We start from the raw sequence: 18,812 nt of genomic DNA, 5'->3' as shown, positions 1-18,812 counted from the left end.
ATAAAACTATGCACAAATTTCAATTACCCCAGTTATCATATGCCTATGCGGCGCTTGAACCCTATTTTGATCGCGAGACCATGACGATTCATCATCAAAAGCATCATCAAGCTTATGTCGACAATCTAAATAAGGCATTGGAAGGATCGGAAAGCGAAGCTGACACGCTATTGGATATACTCACAAACATAAGTACATATAGCCCAGCAGTCCGCAATAATGGCGGCGGTCACTTTAACCATACGTTATTTTGGGAAATCTTATCGCCCAATCCAAAAACGGTACCCACAGGGAAGTTAGCAGATGAGATAAATGCAGCCTTTGGTTCTTTGGAGGAACTCAAAGCCAAGATTAAAAATGCGGGGCTTGGGCAGTTCGGTTCGGGCTGGTCCTGGCTTTATGTCAAGCATTCCGGTGCCTTAGATGTCGTCGCAACCGCCAATCAGGATAATCCGCTAATGGATACACAATCCATCAGCAGGGGTTTTCCTATTTTGGGTGTCGATGTTTGGGAGCATGCCTATTATTTAAAATATCAGAATAAAAGGGCCGATTATTTAGATGCATTTTGGTCGCTTTTGGATTGGTCTGTTGTTGAACAAAAATACGATGCCGTGATTGCAGGCTTGGTTTGATATGTTTATAAATAAAGTTGAAAACACGGGTATATTGGCTTTAGATCTGATTGATTTTAAGTCCAAACTCGCCATCCAAAGTTTTGACATCAAAACATTGTTGTATCGGGAAGCAATCGTTAAAGAAAAGGAATTCCGAGAAGCGTTGACCGCGGTGGACTGGTCTGCTTTCCGAAATCAGGCGGTTGCCATTAGCTGTTCTGTGGACGCAATTATCCCGCCTTGGGTCTATATGACCCTGGCGGAAAAACTTCATCCTGTTGCAGCGTATTACGATTTTAAGACGGTAGAGGCTTTGGAAATAGATTTGTGGATACAGGCTTTGCAAGCAATGGATCTGTCGCATTTTCAGCAGCAAAAGGTTGTCATACGGGCTCGTCCGAATATCCCGGCGTCACTTTATATGTTGGCGACGGAACGTTTGATTCCTATTGTGCAGACCTTGATGTATGGTGAGGTTGGTATGCCAAAAGTTATTTTTAAAAAAGGAAAAGTATAATGAAAGCATTAATATTCAATGGTGCCTTGGAAAGAAGGCAAGAATCGACATCGGGAAAACTGTCACACTATGTTTCCGACCAACTAAACCAACGAGGTATTGAAAATACGATTTTTAATCTGGCTGATAGCGGAATACCCTTATTTGATTTGAGTCTCAATCGGGTGCCCAATGCCGTCAAGATTATGAATACTCAGTTTCTAGAAGCAGATGTACATTTTTGGTTGTCTCCGCTTTATCATGGAAGTATTCCCGGTGTGATGAAAAATTGTTTGGATTGGCTTGAAGTCAGTGCTAAAAATAAACCGGCTTATCTGACGGATAAACATATCGGACTGGTGTGTTGGGCCGATGGTGTACACGCTCTACAGAGTATTAATGCAATGGATGCTATCGCGAAGTCGCTCCGCGCCTGGACATTGCCTTTTAGTGTGCCTATGATGAAATCTATGCTTTTTGAGCCGGATAATCCACATGTGGTATCTTCGGCTTACCAATGTAAGCTTGACTTGCTGATCGATATTGCTACCAAAAAGAGCAGCGAATATCATTGATAAAAAGCCTCTCGATCGCTCGAGAGGCTTTTTTATCAACGGAAGATGTTTTAGCCTATATTTAAATAGACTGGCCAAATCCTGTATGGAAAATTAATTTCAAAAAAGTAGAAGAATATCTTTAGCAATTCATCGCGGAGATATATCTTTGTTTTTTGGATCCGCTAATTGCCTTTGCGGTTTTCCGACCTACGTTTTCTACTGTCGACTTTGACGAAGCCGGATCGACCGCAAATTTAGACGTAGAGAGAAGTCTTGAACCACCATCAGACTTTCTTGTTACATATTATGAAACCATTGGCTGAAAAGTCCCCATTTAGTTTAATTGTTTAAATGATTAAGATATTGGATTAATGATGTTTCAGTTGAAAGAGTTGACGAAGATAATTGCCTTTTTTATAGTATACTTTACTGTACATGTTGTAGCTGCACAGAGTTTTCTGCCATTGGATGAAAATAAATATCGATCTGACGCGGAAAAGTTATTGCGGTCGAGCCCGGAAGATAGTGTGAAAGCAATGCAGCATTTTTATTTGGCAGATTATTATAGATTTAGGGATACGACCAAATTTTGGAATCATATGCGGGCGGGGGAGCGTTTAGCCAAACCGTTCCGGAGTTTACAGGCGATGGGCGCACTCTACAAAAGCTTTTATTACGGGCAATTTCTAGATAGTAAAAATGCAGGAGTTGAAGCTCAACGATGTGTAGACCTCCTTGGAAATGCGCAAAAACCTTTTCAGCAGGGTCTTTTGTCCAAAGCTTGGTATAATCTGGGCTTGATTCGATTTCCTAAAAAAGGATTTGCTGATTTTCTGGATATCCTAAACGGGAAGTGCTTGCCTTATGCCAAAGCACATGACCCCATCATGGAAGGTAGTATAAATACGATGATCGGCATGGCGTTTATGTCGTCCAATCAGCTTGCAAAAGCTGATGAATACCATCAACTGGCCATCAAGCAACTCGAGCAGCAACCACCGAGTGCTGCACTTGTGGTGGCTTATCTCAATACAGTCAGCAATTATTGCTATCAGGTAAAATCCAAAGAAGCAAGAGTGCTATTGGACAAAGTCAAACAGCTCTTGAAAGATTATCCAAATTCTTCGCAATTACCGAATTACTATTACAATGAGGCGCTTTATTTTACCACAAAGCAACAGACTGATGAAGCCCTTCGCCTGTTGGATATCGGGTTGGATTGGTCGGTGAAAATGAACAATTGGAAATTATTCCAGATGATGCGGTTCAGAAAGTTTAATGTGTATCTCCTGCAGAAAAAGTATGCTGATGCTAAACTACAGTTGGAGGAAATCGTAAAAAATGGATTATTAACGCGAGATCTTTACAACAGTAAAATTGTGTACAGTCAACTGGCGGCTGTAAATGAGCTGATGGGTAATTATCAGGATGCGCTGAAAATGTCCAATAAGGCAAATCAGCTATCCGACAGTATTCAGAAGGTCCAATTGTTGGAGAAAATGAATGAGATGGAAGCAAAATATAAAACCGTAGAAAAAGAAAAAGAGATTCTGAATCTGCGCGCAGAAAAGGAACGCAACCAATTTCGGATTTTCCTCGTTTTGGGTATTGCCGTTTTGCTTTTCTTTATTGTGCTATTTGTTACTTTTTCCTATCGAAAACAACGGAAGCTTAATACACAGATACAGCTCAATCACGAAATCGCATTGGACAAAATGGAAAAGGAAAAGCAGTTGCAAATTTCGGAATCGATGCTAAAAGGAGAGGAGCAGGAGCGTCAGCGTATTGCCCAAGATCTGCACGATAGCATAGGTGGCATGTTGACAGGTTTAAAATTTAAGATTGCCGGCGATGTGGCAAAGAGTACGCTCTTGACAGATGAAGTGCCGCAGAAGTTGAACGATATTTTAGGTGAAGTAAGACGGATATCCCATAACCTGATGCCCGAATCGCTGCGTCAGTTTGGATTGATAGCAGCATTGGAGCAATTGTGTATGGCGATGAAAAATAGTAACGTTTCGATCCAGTTTGAGAACTACGAGCCTGAATTGAATGTGGACTTTCAAAAGGGGTTGGCCCTGTATCGAATTGTTCAAGAAGCTATTTCAAATGCACTAAAGTATGCAAATGCAGATTCAATTATCGTTCAGGTAAGTAAATCGGAGGAAGTACTCCATATCCTCGTTGAGGATAATGGCAAAGGCTTTGATTCTGCTGTGTTAAATTATGGATTGGGTTTAAATAATATGGTCAACAGGGTGAAATGGATCAATGGATCAATTGATATTCAGAGTAAGCTTGGATCTGGAACGCAGATCGAAATTGGTGTAACGGTTTAAATAAGCGGAGTCATGAAGATAATTGCAGTGTTAGACGATCATCCCTTATTGTTGGAAGGTGTCGCTTCTTTTCTCAATAATCAGGATGGGTATCTCGTATACCCCTTTTTGGAAGAGATTGCGTTAATTGAATTTTTAAAGATCACGGGGGCCGATCTCATCCTGATGGATATGCAGCTGTTAAAGACAAATGGGGTGGATGTCTGTACACAGGTGAGGAAACTGTTTCCGATGATTCCCATTGTTGCATTGAGCAATTTAGCCGATGGAAACCTTATTTTTCAGTTTATGCAGGCTGGTGGAAATGGCTATATCTTAAAGGATGTTACCAACGAAGAATTCCTGCGCTGCGTAGAGCTCGGGCTCGATGGGAAAGAGGCCGTTTGTGATCGGGCAAAAGAACTTTATCGTGGTGCAATTTCGACGATCAGCGGTCTACCTCGGCTTACACAGCGTGAAAAAGAGATTTTGACGTTGATCTCCAAGGGACTTACGACGAACCAAATTGCTGAACAGTTGTTTTTAAGTCCAGTTACGGTTGAAACGCATCGGCGCAATCTCCTGACTAAATTCAAAGTTAAAAATATGATTGAGCTCGTACAGCTGGCAATGAAACATAAGTTGTTGGGACTCGAATAGAGACCGCTCTTAATGTTCGCCGTAACCCACGTCATCCAGCTTACCTTTGAAGACCCTAAATTGGATGATAAAATAGGCAATCACCAGAATTGCGGCAAACATAAACCAGCCTAAACCTACGGAAAGACCATATTCATGCGCCGCCGCATTTTGAATCGTCAAGGAGGGGTTTACGTCATTCGTTGAAGGCAATACTATCGGGAACATGGAAGCAACGGTCGTCGCAAAGCTCCCTAGGATGAACAGCGATGAAAATAGGAAGCCAATACCATCTTTTTTAAAGGTTTTGATCCAAAATTGTCCAAGTAATCCAACGGCAGCTATCACAGGGAATATCCATAGCCAATAATGATTTTGAAGATTGTTAAGGGAGATGGGTTTCACATAATGCCATACATAGGCCGATAGTATGACGAGAATAAGCAAGACAAAGTTGAGCTTAAAAACAATGTTCTTTAGTCTCGTGTTCAATGTACTGGATGTTTTCAGAATGACCCAGCCTGCGCCGTGGATGGTTAATGTAACGACGGCAACTAAACCTAATATGATAGTGAACCAGTCTATGATGCCTTGATGTTGGGCTAATGGGTCAAATGTCGGGTTCCAAAGTGCCAAGAAGAAATAGTGCGGCTCTTGGGTAGATACACCATTCTCTACCATACCCAGGTTTACTCCGCGAACGACATTGCCCAGCGCGGCGCCAAAGAAAAGTGCCAGCAACAGGCTTGCTAGGCCGAAAGCCTTATCCCATAAAGCTTCCCAAAGACGATGATGAACCTGACCTCTGAGTTCAAGACTTATTGCTCTAAAAATAAGTAACCAAAGTACAAGCATTAGGGGAAGGTAGAAACCACTGAAGGAGGAGGCGTAGAGTGTGGGGAAAGCAAAAAATAGGACACCACCAGAAGCGATGAGCCAGACTTCATTGGCATCCCAAAACGGCCCAATTGAGTTGGTAACAGCTTTTTTCTCCTGTTCGGTTTTAGCAAAGAATAGATGGACAATTCCCGCTCCAAAATCGTACCCATCGAGTACGATATAAATTCCCAGCATAAAAGTTAATACGATAAACCAGAATATTTCCATAGCTAATTAGGTTAATGCAACTGTCGTTTCAGGACCTTTTCTAATGATCTTCAAGACTAACATCAGAAATAACAAGCCCAAAAGAATGTATAAACCGACGAAGCCGAGAAAGGTAAATAATGTATTTCCGGAAGATACGGTAGGGGATACACCGTCTACCATTCGCATGAGATTATAAACAAGCCAAGGTTGCCGCCCCAATTCAGCTGTATACCAACCTGCAGTATTCGCGATGTATGGAAATGGAATCATAAACATGATGATCCACAATAACCATTTGGTTTGATACAATTTGTTCCGCCAAAGCAGTAGCGCTCCAAGAACCATAATGCCGATGAATATGGTACCCAGCCCTACCATGATGTGATAGCTGTAATACAGTCCGGGTACGTTGGTTGGATGTAAGGACTGGTCAAATTCATTTAATCCTTTGATTTCTGCATCCCAGCGCTGGTAGGTGAGGAAGCTCAAGACATTCGGCACCGCTATTTTATTGTCCAGCTTTTTGTTTTCCATGTCGGGTTGGCCGACCAGGATAATCTCGGATCCGCCTTGCTCCGTTTTGAAAATGCCCTCCATGCCGGCAAAGGCTGCGGGCTGATATTTGACTACGTTTTTGGCGGCAAGGTCTCCCGTAGGAAATGCCAACATAACCGATGAAATGGCGCCGAAGATGACGCCACTTTTAACGAATATCTTTCCAAACTTACTATGCCGGTCGCTTAGGAGATAGAAAGCTCCAATAGAGGCCACAAAAAAGGAACTGGTCACCAACGAAGCGGCTTGATTATGTAAATAAGATGGCCATAACCATGGATTATTGAATAATGCACTAAAATTGTTCAGTACAAATTTGCCATTTTCAAGAATCTCATACCCAACAGGGTGCTGCATCCAGGAATGTGTGGCGATAATCAGGAAACCACTGGCCCAAGATCCGATAAAGACCATGAGTCCGGATAAAAAATGGAGCTTATGCCCCAGCAACTTCTCTCCAAAAAGAAACATCCCCAGAAATGATGACTCCAGGAAAAAGGAAAACATACCTTCCATGGCTAAGGTCTGTCCGATAATACCACCCGTAAGTTCAGAAAATTTAGCCCAGTTGGTACCAAATTGAAACTCCATGGGGATACCTGTTACAACGCCCATGGTGAAGTTAAGCGCAAAGATTTTCATCCAAAATTTGGATGCATGGTTGTAATCTTCGTTTTGTGTCCGCAGAAATTTCCATTTGAAATAGACGATCATGAGGGATAAACCCATGGTCAATTGAGGGAATAAATAATGGAATGTAATAGTAAATGCGAACTGAAGTCGATTATAGAGAATCATATCTTCCATGTAGCCGAAGTTTTGGTTAAAAGACAGCTAAATATAACCTTTTATTTGCGTATATATCCATGAAGCCGTTTTATTTTTTGATAAAATAACGGGATTTTTATTGTTTCTGTACGCATTGTAAAATCTGAACCTCAATAGCAGATATCAATCAGCGTAATCTCTTTTTTATCTTATCTTCGCCCGAATTTAAAACGGACTTGAACGGTAGAAAAGAGCATTAGGGAAATGAAGAAAGTGCTGATTTTGATGGGTATTTTATTGATACCTATATTTTTTATTGTATTGAATAATACGGGGCGGGGTACAATCGCTAAAGATAATATTGTGTTTCGAGATAAATTATCTGATTACAATTTATTCAAAGGCAAAATTGCTGATCTTGTTCCAAACGACCAGGGAATTTCCTATGAATTAGCCTCGACCTTATTTACAGACTATACCGATAAAAAGCGCGTCATCTTTCTTCCCAGGGGAAAAAAAATGATCGCCTCGGATGATGGTTTGCCCAGCTTCCCCGATGGTACCCTAATTGCCAAAACATTTTTTTATCCGCAAAAAGATGCGGCCGGAGATGTGCGACAGCAATTGCTTGAAACACGGCTGTTGATTTATAAAGACGGACAGTGGAATGCAGCAACCTATCAATGGAATGTAGCCCAAGATGAAGCTTTGTTGTTGATGGACAGTGCTTCCGTGCATGTTTCGTTTTTGGACAGCAAAGGTGACGAGCGACAAACAAATTATATTATTCCTTCACGAAACGATTGTATGGCATGCCATCGACAAGGAAATCAGCTGTTTCCGATAGGTCCAAAGATCAGAAATCTGAACCGGATAATCGGTCAGGATGGTGACAGCATCCAGCAACTGGTGCAGTTGACCAAACAGGGGGCTCTCGAACTGAAGTCCATGAAAAGCTTCACGAATTTACCGAGTTATGATGACCTTGCCCAATCGACTGCAAGTCGTGCGCGAGCTTATTTGGAAATCAACTGTGCCCATTGTCACAATCCGAAAGGGACAGCCTATATGACCATGCTGGATCTTCGTTATGAAAGCCCCATGCATGAAACTGGAATTTGGTTGAAACAAGCGAAGATTATTGGACGGATGTCTACATTGGGAGAGATGCATATGCCTCAAAAGGGAACCACCGTATTGCATGATGAAGGCATCCTGCTGATTAAAACCTATCTAAAAACTTTAAAATAAGCGTTCCTTGCTTATCCTTAATCGGTAACCTTTTACGGCTACCAGTCTGCTTATATAGTCCCTTTGCAGGTCTCGTATATTTATTTTAATAAAATCTATAGAATTAGTAGATTATATTAAATTTACTCCTATATTTGTGAAAAGATAACAGATCGCTGTTGAAAATATGCATTACTTTTCAGCGTGGCGTATTAACACATTATTATGGAACATATCAATATTAGTAAAAGCACATTTTTCGTAAGTATTACTGCAAAGTCTCTGAAGGCTGAATCCCCTGATGTAAGAAAGATGCGAATGTGTCATATAGGATAATTTCCCTTATCTTTTCTCAAACTGACAGCAGGGGAGGCGCTCGCTTCCCCTCATGTCTTCAAAATAAAAACAAGTTTTCGATTGGCGTTGGCACTTGTTCGTATTCACCATTAATACTTTATCTATGAAAAATCTTAGGGTACTCCGGTATTCTACCTTGTCGCTATGTTTATTGTTATCTGGCGTTGGGCATCAGGTATATGCGCAAACAGATGTTAAACCGATTGTCAATGCTTCCTTATCAGGCTATGTATATGATAGTCAACGTAAGCAGCCTCTTGAAGGCGTAACCATTCAACTCGAAGCTGTAACGCATGTTGTTACAACAGATCAAAAAGGTTTTTTTCAAATTGTAACGGGACAGAAATTACCATTTTCCATTACACTCTCGCGCATTGGCTATAAGAAAAAGTCCTTGTTAGTTTCCGAATCTCCCACAAAAATTGAATTAGAGCCAATTACACAGGACCTGGATGAGGTGGTGGTTGTTGGCTATGGAACTCAGAAAAAAATCTCGTTGACCAATTCAATCGCCAGTATTGATGGTGATAAATTGACGAAAAGACCAGTTTCTAATACGCAGCAGGCTTTGCAGGGCTTATTACCGGGGGTGACTGTTCAAGACCTTGGTGGAAAACCAGGGCAATCGGCTGCCAATATTCGAATTAGAGGATTGACGACATTTAATACCAATTCGAGCAGCACCAGTGGATATGATCTCAGCAAGAATAATGCTTTGGTCATTGTGGACGGAATTGAACAACCCTGGTCAAAGTTAAACCCCAATGATATCGCTTCAATTTCAGTCCTGAAGGATGCGGCTTCCACGGCGATATATGGATCACGTGCGACCAACGGTGTAATTATTGTAACTACCAAAAGTGCAAAATCTGGACATGTTGTGATTGATTATAATGGCTACTACGCCTTACAAAAATCAATCAACACCCCAAAGCAGATGGACGCCGTATCCTACCTCCAATTGCAACAGGACGCCTACCGTAACGCGGGGCTGGCGGTGCCGGCGCGATTTACTGACGAATCAATAACGGCTTATCGGACTGCGACCGATCGCGAAAAATATCCTTTACCGAATACATGGTTTGATACGCTGTTGAAAACAGCTCCTCAACAAGACCATGCCTTGTCATTCGCAGGTGGAAATGACATTCTACGTTCTAGATTGGCGGTTCGTTATAATAAACAGGATGGTATTATTGATCATTATGGTGCTGAACTGGCGGATATTAGGCTAAACAACGATTATAAAGCAAGCTCTTGGCTTAATTTTACGGGAAGTATAAACTACCGATATAGTAAAGCCGCCGAGCCCGGACGTGATCCAATCAATAACTTTCTCCATGGCTCGATGTGGGTGGTCCCCAAATATGATGATGGTACCTACGGATTAAGTACACAAGGAAATAATCCTTTAATGCTGATTGAGAAAAGTGGTTTTAAAAAGGTTAATGAAAACTACTTAAGCTCCATCGTTAAAACCGACATTCAATTGTGGAGAAATTTGTTATTTACGTCCCAATTTGGTGTAAGAGTGAACCTAAATAATACCAAAACCTTTTTGAACGCTTTTGACAATAAGGACCGAAATACAGGTATTGTAAAAAGTTTTCCGATCAATTCATTAAACGAAATTCGTGATAATAGCAGCGAGTATACATGGAACAATCTGTTGACCTATCAATTGGCGGCTGGGCCAAATCATATTAAGGCACTTGTTGGCTATTCACAGATTCACAATTATCAAAATTACTTAACGGCTTATCGCGAAAGATTCTACAATAATGATATCACCTCTATCGGACAAGGAGCTGATGATGCGACCAAAAACAATAATGGATATGATGTGCAGTATGGCTTGCGTTCGTTTTTTGGTCGGATAAATTACGATTGGGATGGCAAGTATCTGCTCGAAGTGAATGGGCGTTACGATGGTTCATCCCGTTTTACGGGCGACAAGCAATATGGTTTTTTCCCTTCGGCATCAGCAGGATGGCTCTTATCCAAGGAAAACTTTTGGGAACCTATTCGAAATTCGTTGAACGAATTCAAATTGCGTGCTTCCTGGGGCAAGACAGGAAACCAATCGGTAGATTTGTATAGTTATTATTCTGCCCTCATTGCGGCAGGATATGATTTTGGGGGTAAATCTGTACAGGGGTATCGACTGGACAGTTATGCCAATCAGCAATTGGGCTGGGAGTCTACGATGCAGTATGATTTGGGCTTGGATGCCGCTTTCCTAAACAATCGCTTGACTTTTACCCTGGATTACTATAAAAAGGTAACTGACGATATTCTACTAAATCTGGATATTCCTGCCGTTTTGGGATTAAAGCCTTCACCCCAAAATGCGGGAACAGTACTGAATCGCGGTTGGGAATTCAGCGCAAATTATCAGAAAAGACCAAGTGCGCCTGGGGCTTTTGCTTACCAGCTGAATGGAAATTTAAGTATCAACCATAATGAAGTAACCGATTTAAAAGGTACTGGACCCTACATTGCCGGATCGGATATTGACCCAAGGTATATTATTGCTAAAGGACTTCCGATCAACACACTTTGGGGATATAAGACCGATGGTCTCTTTCAGTCTGCGGAGGAAATTCAAGCTTATGGCGCTACGTATGCTACAAATACGAAGCCCGGAGATGTGAAATATGTGGATTTGAACGGCGACGGGGTGATCAATGCAAATGACATGGCCGCTATTGGCAACTCTTTCCCCAAATATACCTTCGGAATAAATGGGAGTTTCACCTTTAAGAATTTTGATCTTGATCTGCTCTTTCAAGGTGCAGCAAAAGTCGATACCCGATTGTCAGGAGCATTGGCTGAGATGGGAAATCAGGAAGGCTTTACACACGAAATATTTACAAACAATTATTGGACACCAACACATACGGATGCACGCTTTCCGCGCGTGGTCAAATATGATTTGCGTAATGTCGCAACCTCGGACCGTTTAGTGGTTAACGGTTCTTACCTGCGGTTGAAAAACATACAGGTTGGATATACAGTGCCACTACATGCTATCGGAAAGACAGCAATCAACAAATTTCGGGTATACCTATCCGCGACGAATTTATGGACAATTTCAAAATTGAATGAATGGAACCTGGATCCTGAAGCGGAATCTGGACGAGCGGTATATTATCCGCAAACCGGCCTTTATACACTGGGCGTCAATTTGACGCTGTAGTGTGATTGTTAATAATATATAATTGAAAACGAATGAAATTTTACAACTATCTATATCAAAAAAGAAACCTGATTTTCAGTTTCGGACTGTTTTCGCTTATGCTGATTAGCTGTGATAAGAATCTGTTAGATGCTGTACCTACCGACCGCCTGTCGGAAAATATATTTTGGAAGAGCCAAGCCGATGCGGAGCTAGCTGTAAATGCGCTCTACAACGACCTGGATGGAGCAGAAATCTTCTATTCCGATGCATTGACGGATATAGCCCATGTCAATCAGCCTTTCGCTGTGGATGCCTATATTGAATTGGGTACCTATGATGCTTCAAGTTCTCGGTTGTACAACACCTGGAGCAGTGCCTATAAAGGAATCGGTGCAGCCAATTACTTTTTGGCGAATGTTGGTAAAATCGAGGGCAGCAAAGATGAAACATTGATTGCTCGATATATCGGCGAAGCGCGCGTGTTAAGAGCCTATCAATATATCAAATTGGCCTATTTATTCGGTGCAGTTCCTCTGGTAAAGGCACCATTGACACTACAGGAAGGAAGAGAAGTACAACAAGCGACGCTATCTGAAATCTATGATTTTATCGACAGCGAATTGGAACTGGCTGCGGCAAGTTTGCCTGAAAGCTACTCCAGTAACGATATCGGACGCATAACCCGTTGGGCCGCATTGGGCCTGAAAGCCCGGTCGGATTTATATGCAGGACGTTTGGCAGCAGCAGCAACGGCAGCAAAAACGATTATCGATGGCAAACGATTCGAGCTTTACCCTTCGTACGCAAATCTGTTTACGTATGCAGCTGAAAATAACAAAGAGGTGCTGTTGGATAAGCAATTTCTGGAAAATATATACACACAAAGTGTCTTTAACCTCTTAGCCTCCTATAGCCAACAAAATGGGCAGAGTACCTATGTGCCTACCAAAGCCTTGGTCGATAGCTATACCACATCCAAAGGCGATTTAATTACGGATGCTAATAGTGGTTATGATTCCAAAAATCCCTATAAAAATCGCGATCCGAGGCTTGCTTTTTCAATTTTTTTGGATGGCGATCCACTTCCAAATGGAGCAATTTTTCATCCAGCACCAAATAGTGGGACTGCCGATGCCGTGGGCAGTACCTATATTGCTTCAACAACAGGTTTTAATATAAAGAAGTATATCGATAAAAAGGATTTGGCAAACCCCTCAAAAAGTGGCTTGAATATTATACTATTACGTTATGCTGAGATATTATTGACCTATGCGGAGGCGAAGATTGAGCTCGGTGAGGTTGATGCCAGTGTTTATGATGCGATCAACCAAATTAGAAATTCACGAACGGATGTAAAGCTTCCAATAGTAAGTAATCAAGCAAATCAAGAACAACTTCGTCAGCTGGTTCGTCGGGAACGTACGGTGGAACTGGCATTTGAGGGGTTGCATCTCGCGGATATAAGACGATGGAAAACTGCTGAAAAGGTTGTTCCTGGTAAAGTGTATGGCATCACCTATCAAAATAATAACGGAGAGGCAGTTGTCGTTGAAGCAGCCTCCGAAAGCCGTGTTTTTGATGCGAAAAAGCATTATCTCTGGCCCATTCCACAACGGGAAATTAACCTCAATCCGAATTTAAAACAGAATCCAAATTGGTAAAAATTGTTATCTTGTGGCACGAATCCAATTAACTCATACAACTATGATGCGATACACTAAATTTATGACCGCTATGGCTTTATTTTTACTGGTGGCTTTTGCCAATGCCCAGCAAAAAAAGCCTAATATTATCTTAATTTTGACCGATGATCTCGGATATAGCGACATTGGCTGTTATGGAAGTCCGAATATTTCAACCCCCTTTTTGGATTCGATCGCCAGTAAGGGCGTGAGAGCAACAAACTTTATGGTTTCTACGCCCTCGTGTACACCTTCAAGAGCTTCTTTATTAACCGGGAGATATGCTTCACGTTATAATCTTCCAGCACCAATCGGTCCAGGCTCAGATTTAGGCTTGCCTGATGAGGAGGAAACGATTGCCGAATTATTAAAAAAGGTAGGCTATCGGACAGCATTGGTCGGAAAATGGCATTTAGGAGATAAACAAACTTACCATCATCCTAATCAGCAAGGCTTCGATTCTTTTTATGGCATGCTGTATAGCCACGATTACCGCGATCCTTATGTAAAGACCGACTCTGTCATTAAGATCTTCCGGAATCGGAAACCTGAAGTCGTGGCACCCGACGATTCGGATCTGAGCGCACTTTATCACAAAGAAACAGTGAAGTTTATCGAAGATCAAGATAAAGATCATCCATTCTTTTTATACTATGCGCATAATTTTCCGCATCTTCCTTTGGCATTTGCCAACAAAAAGAACCGATTTGCAGATCAGCAAAATGCAGGCCCTCTGGGTGCGGTGATGCAGGAGCTGGATCATAATTTTTCGGAGCTCTGGAAAACGGTTGAGCGAAAAGGCCTCGCCGATAACACCATTTTAATTTTTTCAAGTGATAATGGTCCCTGGATAGCTTATCCATCGCGAATGTCTGACGATCACGCTACAAAGAACTGGCATGTGGGTACTGCAGGTGTCTTCAAAGGGTCGAAAGCCGAAACAACAGAAGGTGGTGTCCGTGTACCGTTCATTATTTATGGAAAAGGTTATGCCCAAGAAGGGAAAGTTCTTCGACAGGCAATTAGCAACTTGGATGTATTGCCGACCATCGCCAAATGGACCGGTGCATCATTGCCGAAGAAATCTATCGATGGTCAAGCGATCGATTCTTTATTGAACGGCAAATCGGAAGATTTAAAAACAGCACATAGACCAATATTTTTGGTGAATTATGGACATGTTGAGGCGGTTCGATCAGGTGACTGGAAGTATCGTCGGATAGCGGGTGGAGTCAATCAGATTTCGGGTAAACCTTATGATGCTATTGAAGAACTACATAACATTGCCTGGGATCCGAGTGAAAGAACCAATATTTTAACGGAATATCCAGAAAAAGCGGCGGAATTGCGTTTATTGTTTGAAAGCTTTGATGGGAATATGAAGTAGCTAGAAATAGCAATGACTAAACATAGACATCGTTAAACATAGACAAGGCGGCACTTATTTTCGAAGTGCCGCCTTGTTTTTTTATAGAGATGCAATAGATTTAAAGCAATTCAAACTCTTTTTCTTTGACATCACGGCTGTTGGGACCAATGTAGACTTTGAAAGTTCCTGGTTCGGCAACGTAATTCAGATTGTTGTCAAAAAATTTGAGATCATCTACTTTGATGTTAAAGTTTACCGTTTTTTGCTCTCCTTTTTTGAGGAATATTTTTTGAAAGCCTTTTAATTCTTTTACAGGACGAGTGACAGAACCAACAACATCCTGGATATAGAGCTGCACGGTTTCTTCCGCATCATAGTTTCCTGTATTGCGGATGTCGATACTTGCTAGCAGCGTACCTTTATCGTCAATTGTGTTGCGGTCAAGACGAATTTCACCATAGGTAAACGTCGTATAACTTAATCCATAACCAAAAGGGTAGAGTGGGGAATTGCTTACATCGAGATAATTTGATTTGAATTTTTCAAAATCGCCCGAGTTTCCGTAGGGTCTACCGGTGTTTTTGTGCGCATAATAGATCGGAATCTGACCAACATTGCGTGGGAAGGTGGCGGTAATCTTACCTGAAGGAACGACGTCCCCAAATAAGACATCGGCTACTGCTTTTCCTGTTTCCGTTCCGCCAAACCACACATTTAATATGGCTGGTACGTGAGCATCTTCCCAGGTAAGCGTAAGTGGTCTACCCGTAAATAACACCAATACAACTGGTTTTCCTGTTGCCAGTAATGCTTTTAACAGGTTCTGTTGATTTTTCGGAATGTCCAATTCGGAGCGACTGGAGCTTTCACCCGACATTTCTGATGATTCACCAAGGGCAGCCACGACCACATCGGATTGTTGAGCAACTTTTACAGCGTCTGCGATGATCTCCTCTTCTTTTCGGGAATCGCGTGTTATGGTACGGCCAAACATGGTTGCATGCTTTTGGTAAATTGGATCTTCCAACAGATTGCTGCCCAGGTGTGTGAGGATATTGACTTGATTACCCAACACGGCTTTCATTCCCTCCACTAAAGAGGCTGTTTTGTCCAATTCAGCACTGACACTCCACGTTCCGGGCATATTTGGACCTGAATTGGCTAATGGACCAATTACAGCAATTGTACCTGTTTTTTTTAATGGAAGTGCTTGGTTTTCATTTTTCAGCAAGACAAAAGATTTTGCTGCAATTTCCCGGGCTTTTGCATGATTGGCAGCCGATCCGATTACAGTTTTTGCCCGTTTTTCGTCACAATAGCGGTAGGGATCGTCAAATAAGCCTAATTTATACTTGGCTTCCAAAACAAACCGGCAGGCCCTATCGATGTCTGCTATTTTGACCTTGCCCGCATCTAAAGATTTTTTTAATGTCGTCAGAAACCCTTCACCGACCATATCCATATCAACGCCAGCATTCAGGCTTAAGGCCGAGACCTGTTGGAGGTCACCGAGGCCATGTGCTGTTAATTCGTTTACAGCAGTGTAATCAGTTACGACCAATCCTTTAAAGCCCCATTGCTTACGTAACACATCCGTCATTAACCATTTATTTGCCGAGGCAGGGACACCATTGATATCGTTAAAAGAAGTCATGATACTTCCTGCTCCCGCATCTATCGCTGCTTTATAAGGAGGTAGATATTCGTTGTACATGCGGTGAAGGCTCATATCCGTGCTATTGTAATCACGACCACCTTCGGCTGCACCATATAAGGCGAAATGTTTGACACAGGCCATCATGGTGTTATGTGCTGCCAGGTTATCCCCTTGGAAGCCATGGACGATGGCTTCTGCAACTCGCGAGCTTAGATAGGTATCTTCACCCGCACCTTCGGAAATACGGCCCCAGCGTGGATCGCGCGAGATATCGACCATGGGCGAAAATGCCCAATTAATTCCATCAGCGGTAGCTTCTTCGGCGGCAATACGTGCCGATTGTTGAATCAAGTTCATATCCCAGGTAGCAGCAAGACCTAAGGGAATTGGGAATACCGTACGATAACCGTGAATGACATCCATCCCAAAAATGATGGGTATTTTTAAGCGGGATTGCTTGACGGCTATTTCTTGCGTTTTGCGAATTTTCGCTGGTGTGCTCATGCTGAAAATACCACCGATTTGGCCGTTTCTAATTTTGGTATCCACATCGGTGGATACAGTGGTTCCAGTTGTCGCTTCGCCACCGGTTACCAAATTAAGTTGTCCAATCTTTTCTTCGACAGTCATCTTAGCCATAAGCTGATCAATGAATGTGTCCATTTTCGGATTGGATTGCGCTGGACTTGTATGCCAGGCGAGCAATGCAAGAAGGAAAGTACCTACTACTTTTTTCATCGTATTATTTTTTTTGTGCGCGTGGATTTTGCTTTCCGCGCAATAGGGTAAGTTTATGTCAAGTGCTCAAGATGATCCCTGAGTTTTCTTGATCAGATGTCCTGTTATTTTCGTGGAAGGAACCATTTTCAACGTGTGACGGATTGAAAATGATTCCATAGGCCACTACTTTAAATAAGGACTGGTAAAACCGAGTTTCTTTAGTCCTTGTTGAATTTCTGGAGCCTGCATAAATAGGTCCCAGATTTTTCCGGTTCTGTAGTTTTCGATCATGACAATAATAGGCCCCTGATCGATGGCTAAATAACGTTGTGGATACCAATTTGCCGTTTCACTGTAGGCATCATAGTAGCCATATTTACCCCAGATTTTATTGCCGAGCTGATTGTTTAAGTATTGTGCAAACTGTATGCTTTCATGTGGGGCGTAGGGCATAGACGATAAAGCCGCTGTAGGGGAGATCACACCAGGATCGTTGTCTGGATGATGTGCATCGTAACCGTTGATGGAATAGCTGGCCGTCCAGCCCCAACCTTTCGTTGAACCATAGCCTTTGTACCCTTTTGGGTTCAGATCGGCGTATGCCAAATTGATCTTAACATGATTGCTTGTCGCTTCCCAATAATCTGCGTATTGGTCTTTTAATCCTTTGGGGCTCAATCCTAGATAGGAGTAATGTTCCCAGAAGAGCGGGCCCACTTCACCTTCTTTGGCATTGTGCTTTAGCACGAGTGGAATGTCATATTTTTTAGCGGAGCTTTTAATTGCACCAGATCTTGCCCATCCCTCGTGATACACCTGGGGTGCAATCGGATAAGTAGGGGATGAGGCTGCCAAAATATAGGTAATAAGACACTCGTCATATCCTCTGACGGGATGATTTTGCTGGAAGTTAAATTTAGGGCTCCAATGCCAATAAATAACATTTTGTCCGTTTGTATAGTGATTCCAATTGATTTCTTTCCATAGCTTGTCTGCTTTTTGAGCGATCAGTTTGGCGGAATCACCTTTATCTTTTAGATACTCCCGGATAGCAATTAATCCCTGCGCTAAGAAAGCCGTTTCGACAATGTCGCCACCGTTATCTTTTTCACTGAACGGTTTCGCTGTACCCAGTTCTCCATCGTACCAGTGTGCCCAAGCTCCTTTAAACCGTTCGATTTTGCCTAGATAATCCATGATGTGATTCAACTTTTGAATGCCTTGTTCCTGGCTGATAAAACCACGTTCCATCGCGACAATCATACCCATGAGTCCGAAGCCACTACCACCTATGGTCACGACATTACGATCATTTTGGGTGTATACACCATCCATATGGATGCGTTCTCTAGCGAGACCAGAAGTAGGTTCGGCACCCTCCCAAAAATATTGAAATGTATGTTGCTGAATAGTGGTCAATAGCGAATCTTCATTGATCTTGCTTCCGCTGGTTGAATCAATTTTTGAGGGACTGTCTGGACTGCTATTAGCAGTGTTTTGGCACGAACTGCTGAGAATAAGCGCCAAAGCTATACCGCTAAGTGCTGGATATGCTATTCGTTTTCTCATGGATATGT

Annotated in this window: 13 protein-coding genes; 9 read left to right on the top strand and 4 right to left on the bottom strand. The window is 42.2% G+C overall.

The genetic code is table 11. The annotated features are described in order from the left end of the window. The first annotated feature begins 8 nt into the window (after nucleotides 1–8). From B3E92_RS13155 to B3E92_RS13135, 5 genes are all read left to right on the top strand, one after another. Nucleotides 9–635 (top strand): superoxide dismutase, encoded by a 627-nt coding sequence (locus B3E92_RS13155; RefSeq protein ID WP_286897178.1) that lies wholly within the window; start codon nucleotides 9–11, stop codon nucleotides 633–635. Nucleotide 636: 1 nt separating this feature from the next. Beyond that, entirely contained in the window at nucleotides 637–1,134 is a 498-nt protein-coding gene (locus tag B3E92_RS13150; protein WP_286897177.1) for a DUF2480 family protein, read from the top strand. Next, nucleotides 1,134–1,688, top strand: coding sequence for an NADPH-dependent FMN reductase (locus B3E92_RS13145; RefSeq protein ID WP_286897175.1), 555 nt, complete (start codon nucleotides 1,134–1,136; stop codon nucleotides 1,686–1,688). The genes B3E92_RS13150 and B3E92_RS13145 overlap by 1 nt, the downstream gene beginning before the upstream one ends. 353 nt (nucleotides 1,689–2,041) lie before the next feature. Further along, nucleotides 2,042–4,009 carry a sensor histidine kinase gene (locus B3E92_RS13140; RefSeq protein WP_286897174.1) on the top strand — a complete coding sequence of 656 codons (1,968 nt, stop codon included), beginning with the start codon at nucleotides 2,042–2,044 and terminating at the stop codon, nucleotides 4,007–4,009. Between the two features lie 12 nt (nucleotides 4,010–4,021). Next, nucleotides 4,022–4,648, top strand: a complete 627-nt coding sequence (locus B3E92_RS13135; protein ID WP_070569509.1) for a LuxR C-terminal-related transcriptional regulator — start codon at nucleotides 4,022–4,024, stop codon at nucleotides 4,646–4,648. A 9-nt stretch (nucleotides 4,649–4,657) separates the two neighbouring features. Here the strand turns inward: B3E92_RS13135 and cydB are convergent, their stop codons facing one another. Both cydB and B3E92_RS13125 read right to left on the bottom strand, forming a co-directional pair. Beyond that, complete coding sequence (cydB, locus tag B3E92_RS13130; protein WP_115047975.1) at nucleotides 4,658–5,734, bottom strand: cytochrome d ubiquinol oxidase subunit II; 1,077 nt, start codon at nucleotides 5,732–5,734, stop codon at nucleotides 4,658–4,660. 6 nt (nucleotides 5,735–5,740) lie between these two features. Then, complete coding sequence (locus B3E92_RS13125; protein WP_112374156.1) at nucleotides 5,741–7,078, bottom strand: cytochrome ubiquinol oxidase subunit I; 1,338 nt, start codon at nucleotides 7,076–7,078, stop codon at nucleotides 5,741–5,743. Between the two features lie 225 nt (nucleotides 7,079–7,303). Between B3E92_RS13125 and B3E92_RS13120 the strand changes: the two genes are divergently transcribed. The 4 genes from B3E92_RS13120 to B3E92_RS13105 all read left to right on the top strand — a co-directional run bounded on the left by B3E92_RS13120 (nucleotide 7,304) and on the right by B3E92_RS13105 (nucleotide 14,876). Further along, complete coding sequence (locus B3E92_RS13120) at nucleotides 7,304–8,290, top strand: hypothetical protein (RefSeq protein ID WP_286897172.1); 987 nt, start codon at nucleotides 7,304–7,306, stop codon at nucleotides 8,288–8,290. A 439-nt stretch (nucleotides 8,291–8,729) separates the two neighbouring features. Further along, entirely contained in the window at nucleotides 8,730–11,825 is a 3,096-nt protein-coding gene (locus tag B3E92_RS13115) for a SusC/RagA family TonB-linked outer membrane protein (RefSeq protein WP_286897170.1), read from the top strand. A gap of 32 nt (nucleotides 11,826–11,857) precedes the next feature. Continuing rightward, nucleotides 11,858–13,468 (top strand): RagB/SusD family nutrient uptake outer membrane protein, encoded by a 1,611-nt coding sequence (locus B3E92_RS13110; RefSeq protein ID WP_286897168.1) that lies wholly within the window; start codon nucleotides 11,858–11,860, stop codon nucleotides 13,466–13,468. A gap of 73 nt (nucleotides 13,469–13,541) precedes the next feature. Then, entirely contained in the window at nucleotides 13,542–14,876 is a 1,335-nt protein-coding gene (locus B3E92_RS13105; RefSeq protein WP_254667765.1) for a sulfatase-like hydrolase/transferase, read from the top strand. 100 nt (nucleotides 14,877–14,976) lie between these two features. On the opposite strand, the gene bglX is transcribed toward B3E92_RS13105, so the two are convergent. Continuing rightward, nucleotides 14,977–17,253 carry a beta-glucosidase BglX gene (gene bglX / locus B3E92_RS13100; RefSeq protein WP_286897166.1) on the bottom strand — a complete coding sequence of 759 codons (2,277 nt, stop codon included), beginning with the start codon at nucleotides 17,251–17,253 and terminating at the stop codon, nucleotides 14,977–14,979. Between the two features lie 165 nt (nucleotides 17,254–17,418). Next, entirely contained in the window at nucleotides 17,419–18,804 is a 1,386-nt protein-coding gene (locus B3E92_RS13095) for a glucoamylase family protein (protein WP_112374161.1), read from the bottom strand. Between the last annotated feature and the right edge of the window lie 8 nt (nucleotides 18,805–18,812).

The organism is Sphingobacterium sp. UBA6317 (assembly GCF_002440385.1).
In the GTDB taxonomy this organism is placed as follows: domain Bacteria; phylum Bacteroidota; class Bacteroidia; order Sphingobacteriales; family Sphingobacteriaceae; genus Sphingobacterium; species Sphingobacterium multivorum.
This window is presented reverse-complemented; position numbering and strand designations above follow the sequence as displayed.

Coding starts and splice junctions, on each gene's coding strand:
- B3E92_RS13155 (WP_286897178.1), top strand. CDS start 9: ATGCACAAATTTCAATTACCCCAGTTATCATATGCCTATGCGGCGCTT.
- B3E92_RS13150 (WP_286897177.1), top strand. CDS start 637: ATGTTTATAAATAAAGTTGAAAACACGGGTATATTGGCTTTAGATCTG.
- B3E92_RS13145 (WP_286897175.1), top strand. CDS start 1,134: ATGAAAGCATTAATATTCAATGGTGCCTTGGAAAGAAGGCAAGAATCG.
- B3E92_RS13140 (WP_286897174.1), top strand. CDS start 2,042: ATGATGTTTCAGTTGAAAGAGTTGACGAAGATAATTGCCTTTTTTATA.
- B3E92_RS13135 (WP_070569509.1), top strand. CDS start 4,022: ATGAAGATAATTGCAGTGTTAGACGATCATCCCTTATTGTTGGAAGGT.
- cydB (WP_115047975.1), bottom strand. CDS start 5,734: ATGGAAATATTCTGGTTTATCGTATTAACTTTTATGCTGGGAATTTAT.
- B3E92_RS13125 (WP_112374156.1), bottom strand. CDS start 7,078: ATGGAAGATATGATTCTCTATAATCGACTTCAGTTCGCATTTACTATT.
- B3E92_RS13120 (WP_286897172.1), top strand. CDS start 7,304: ATGAAGAAAGTGCTGATTTTGATGGGTATTTTATTGATACCTATATTT.
- B3E92_RS13115 (WP_286897170.1), top strand. CDS start 8,730: ATGAAAAATCTTAGGGTACTCCGGTATTCTACCTTGTCGCTATGTTTA.
- B3E92_RS13110 (WP_286897168.1), top strand. CDS start 11,858: ATGAAATTTTACAACTATCTATATCAAAAAAGAAACCTGATTTTCAGT.
- B3E92_RS13105 (WP_254667765.1), top strand. CDS start 13,542: ATGGCTTTATTTTTACTGGTGGCTTTTGCCAATGCCCAGCAAAAAAAG.
- bglX (WP_286897166.1), bottom strand. CDS start 17,253: ATGAAAAAAGTAGTAGGTACTTTCCTTCTTGCATTGCTCGCCTGGCAT.
- B3E92_RS13095 (WP_112374161.1), bottom strand. CDS start 18,804: ATGAGAAAACGAATAGCATATCCAGCACTTAGCGGTATAGCTTTGGCG.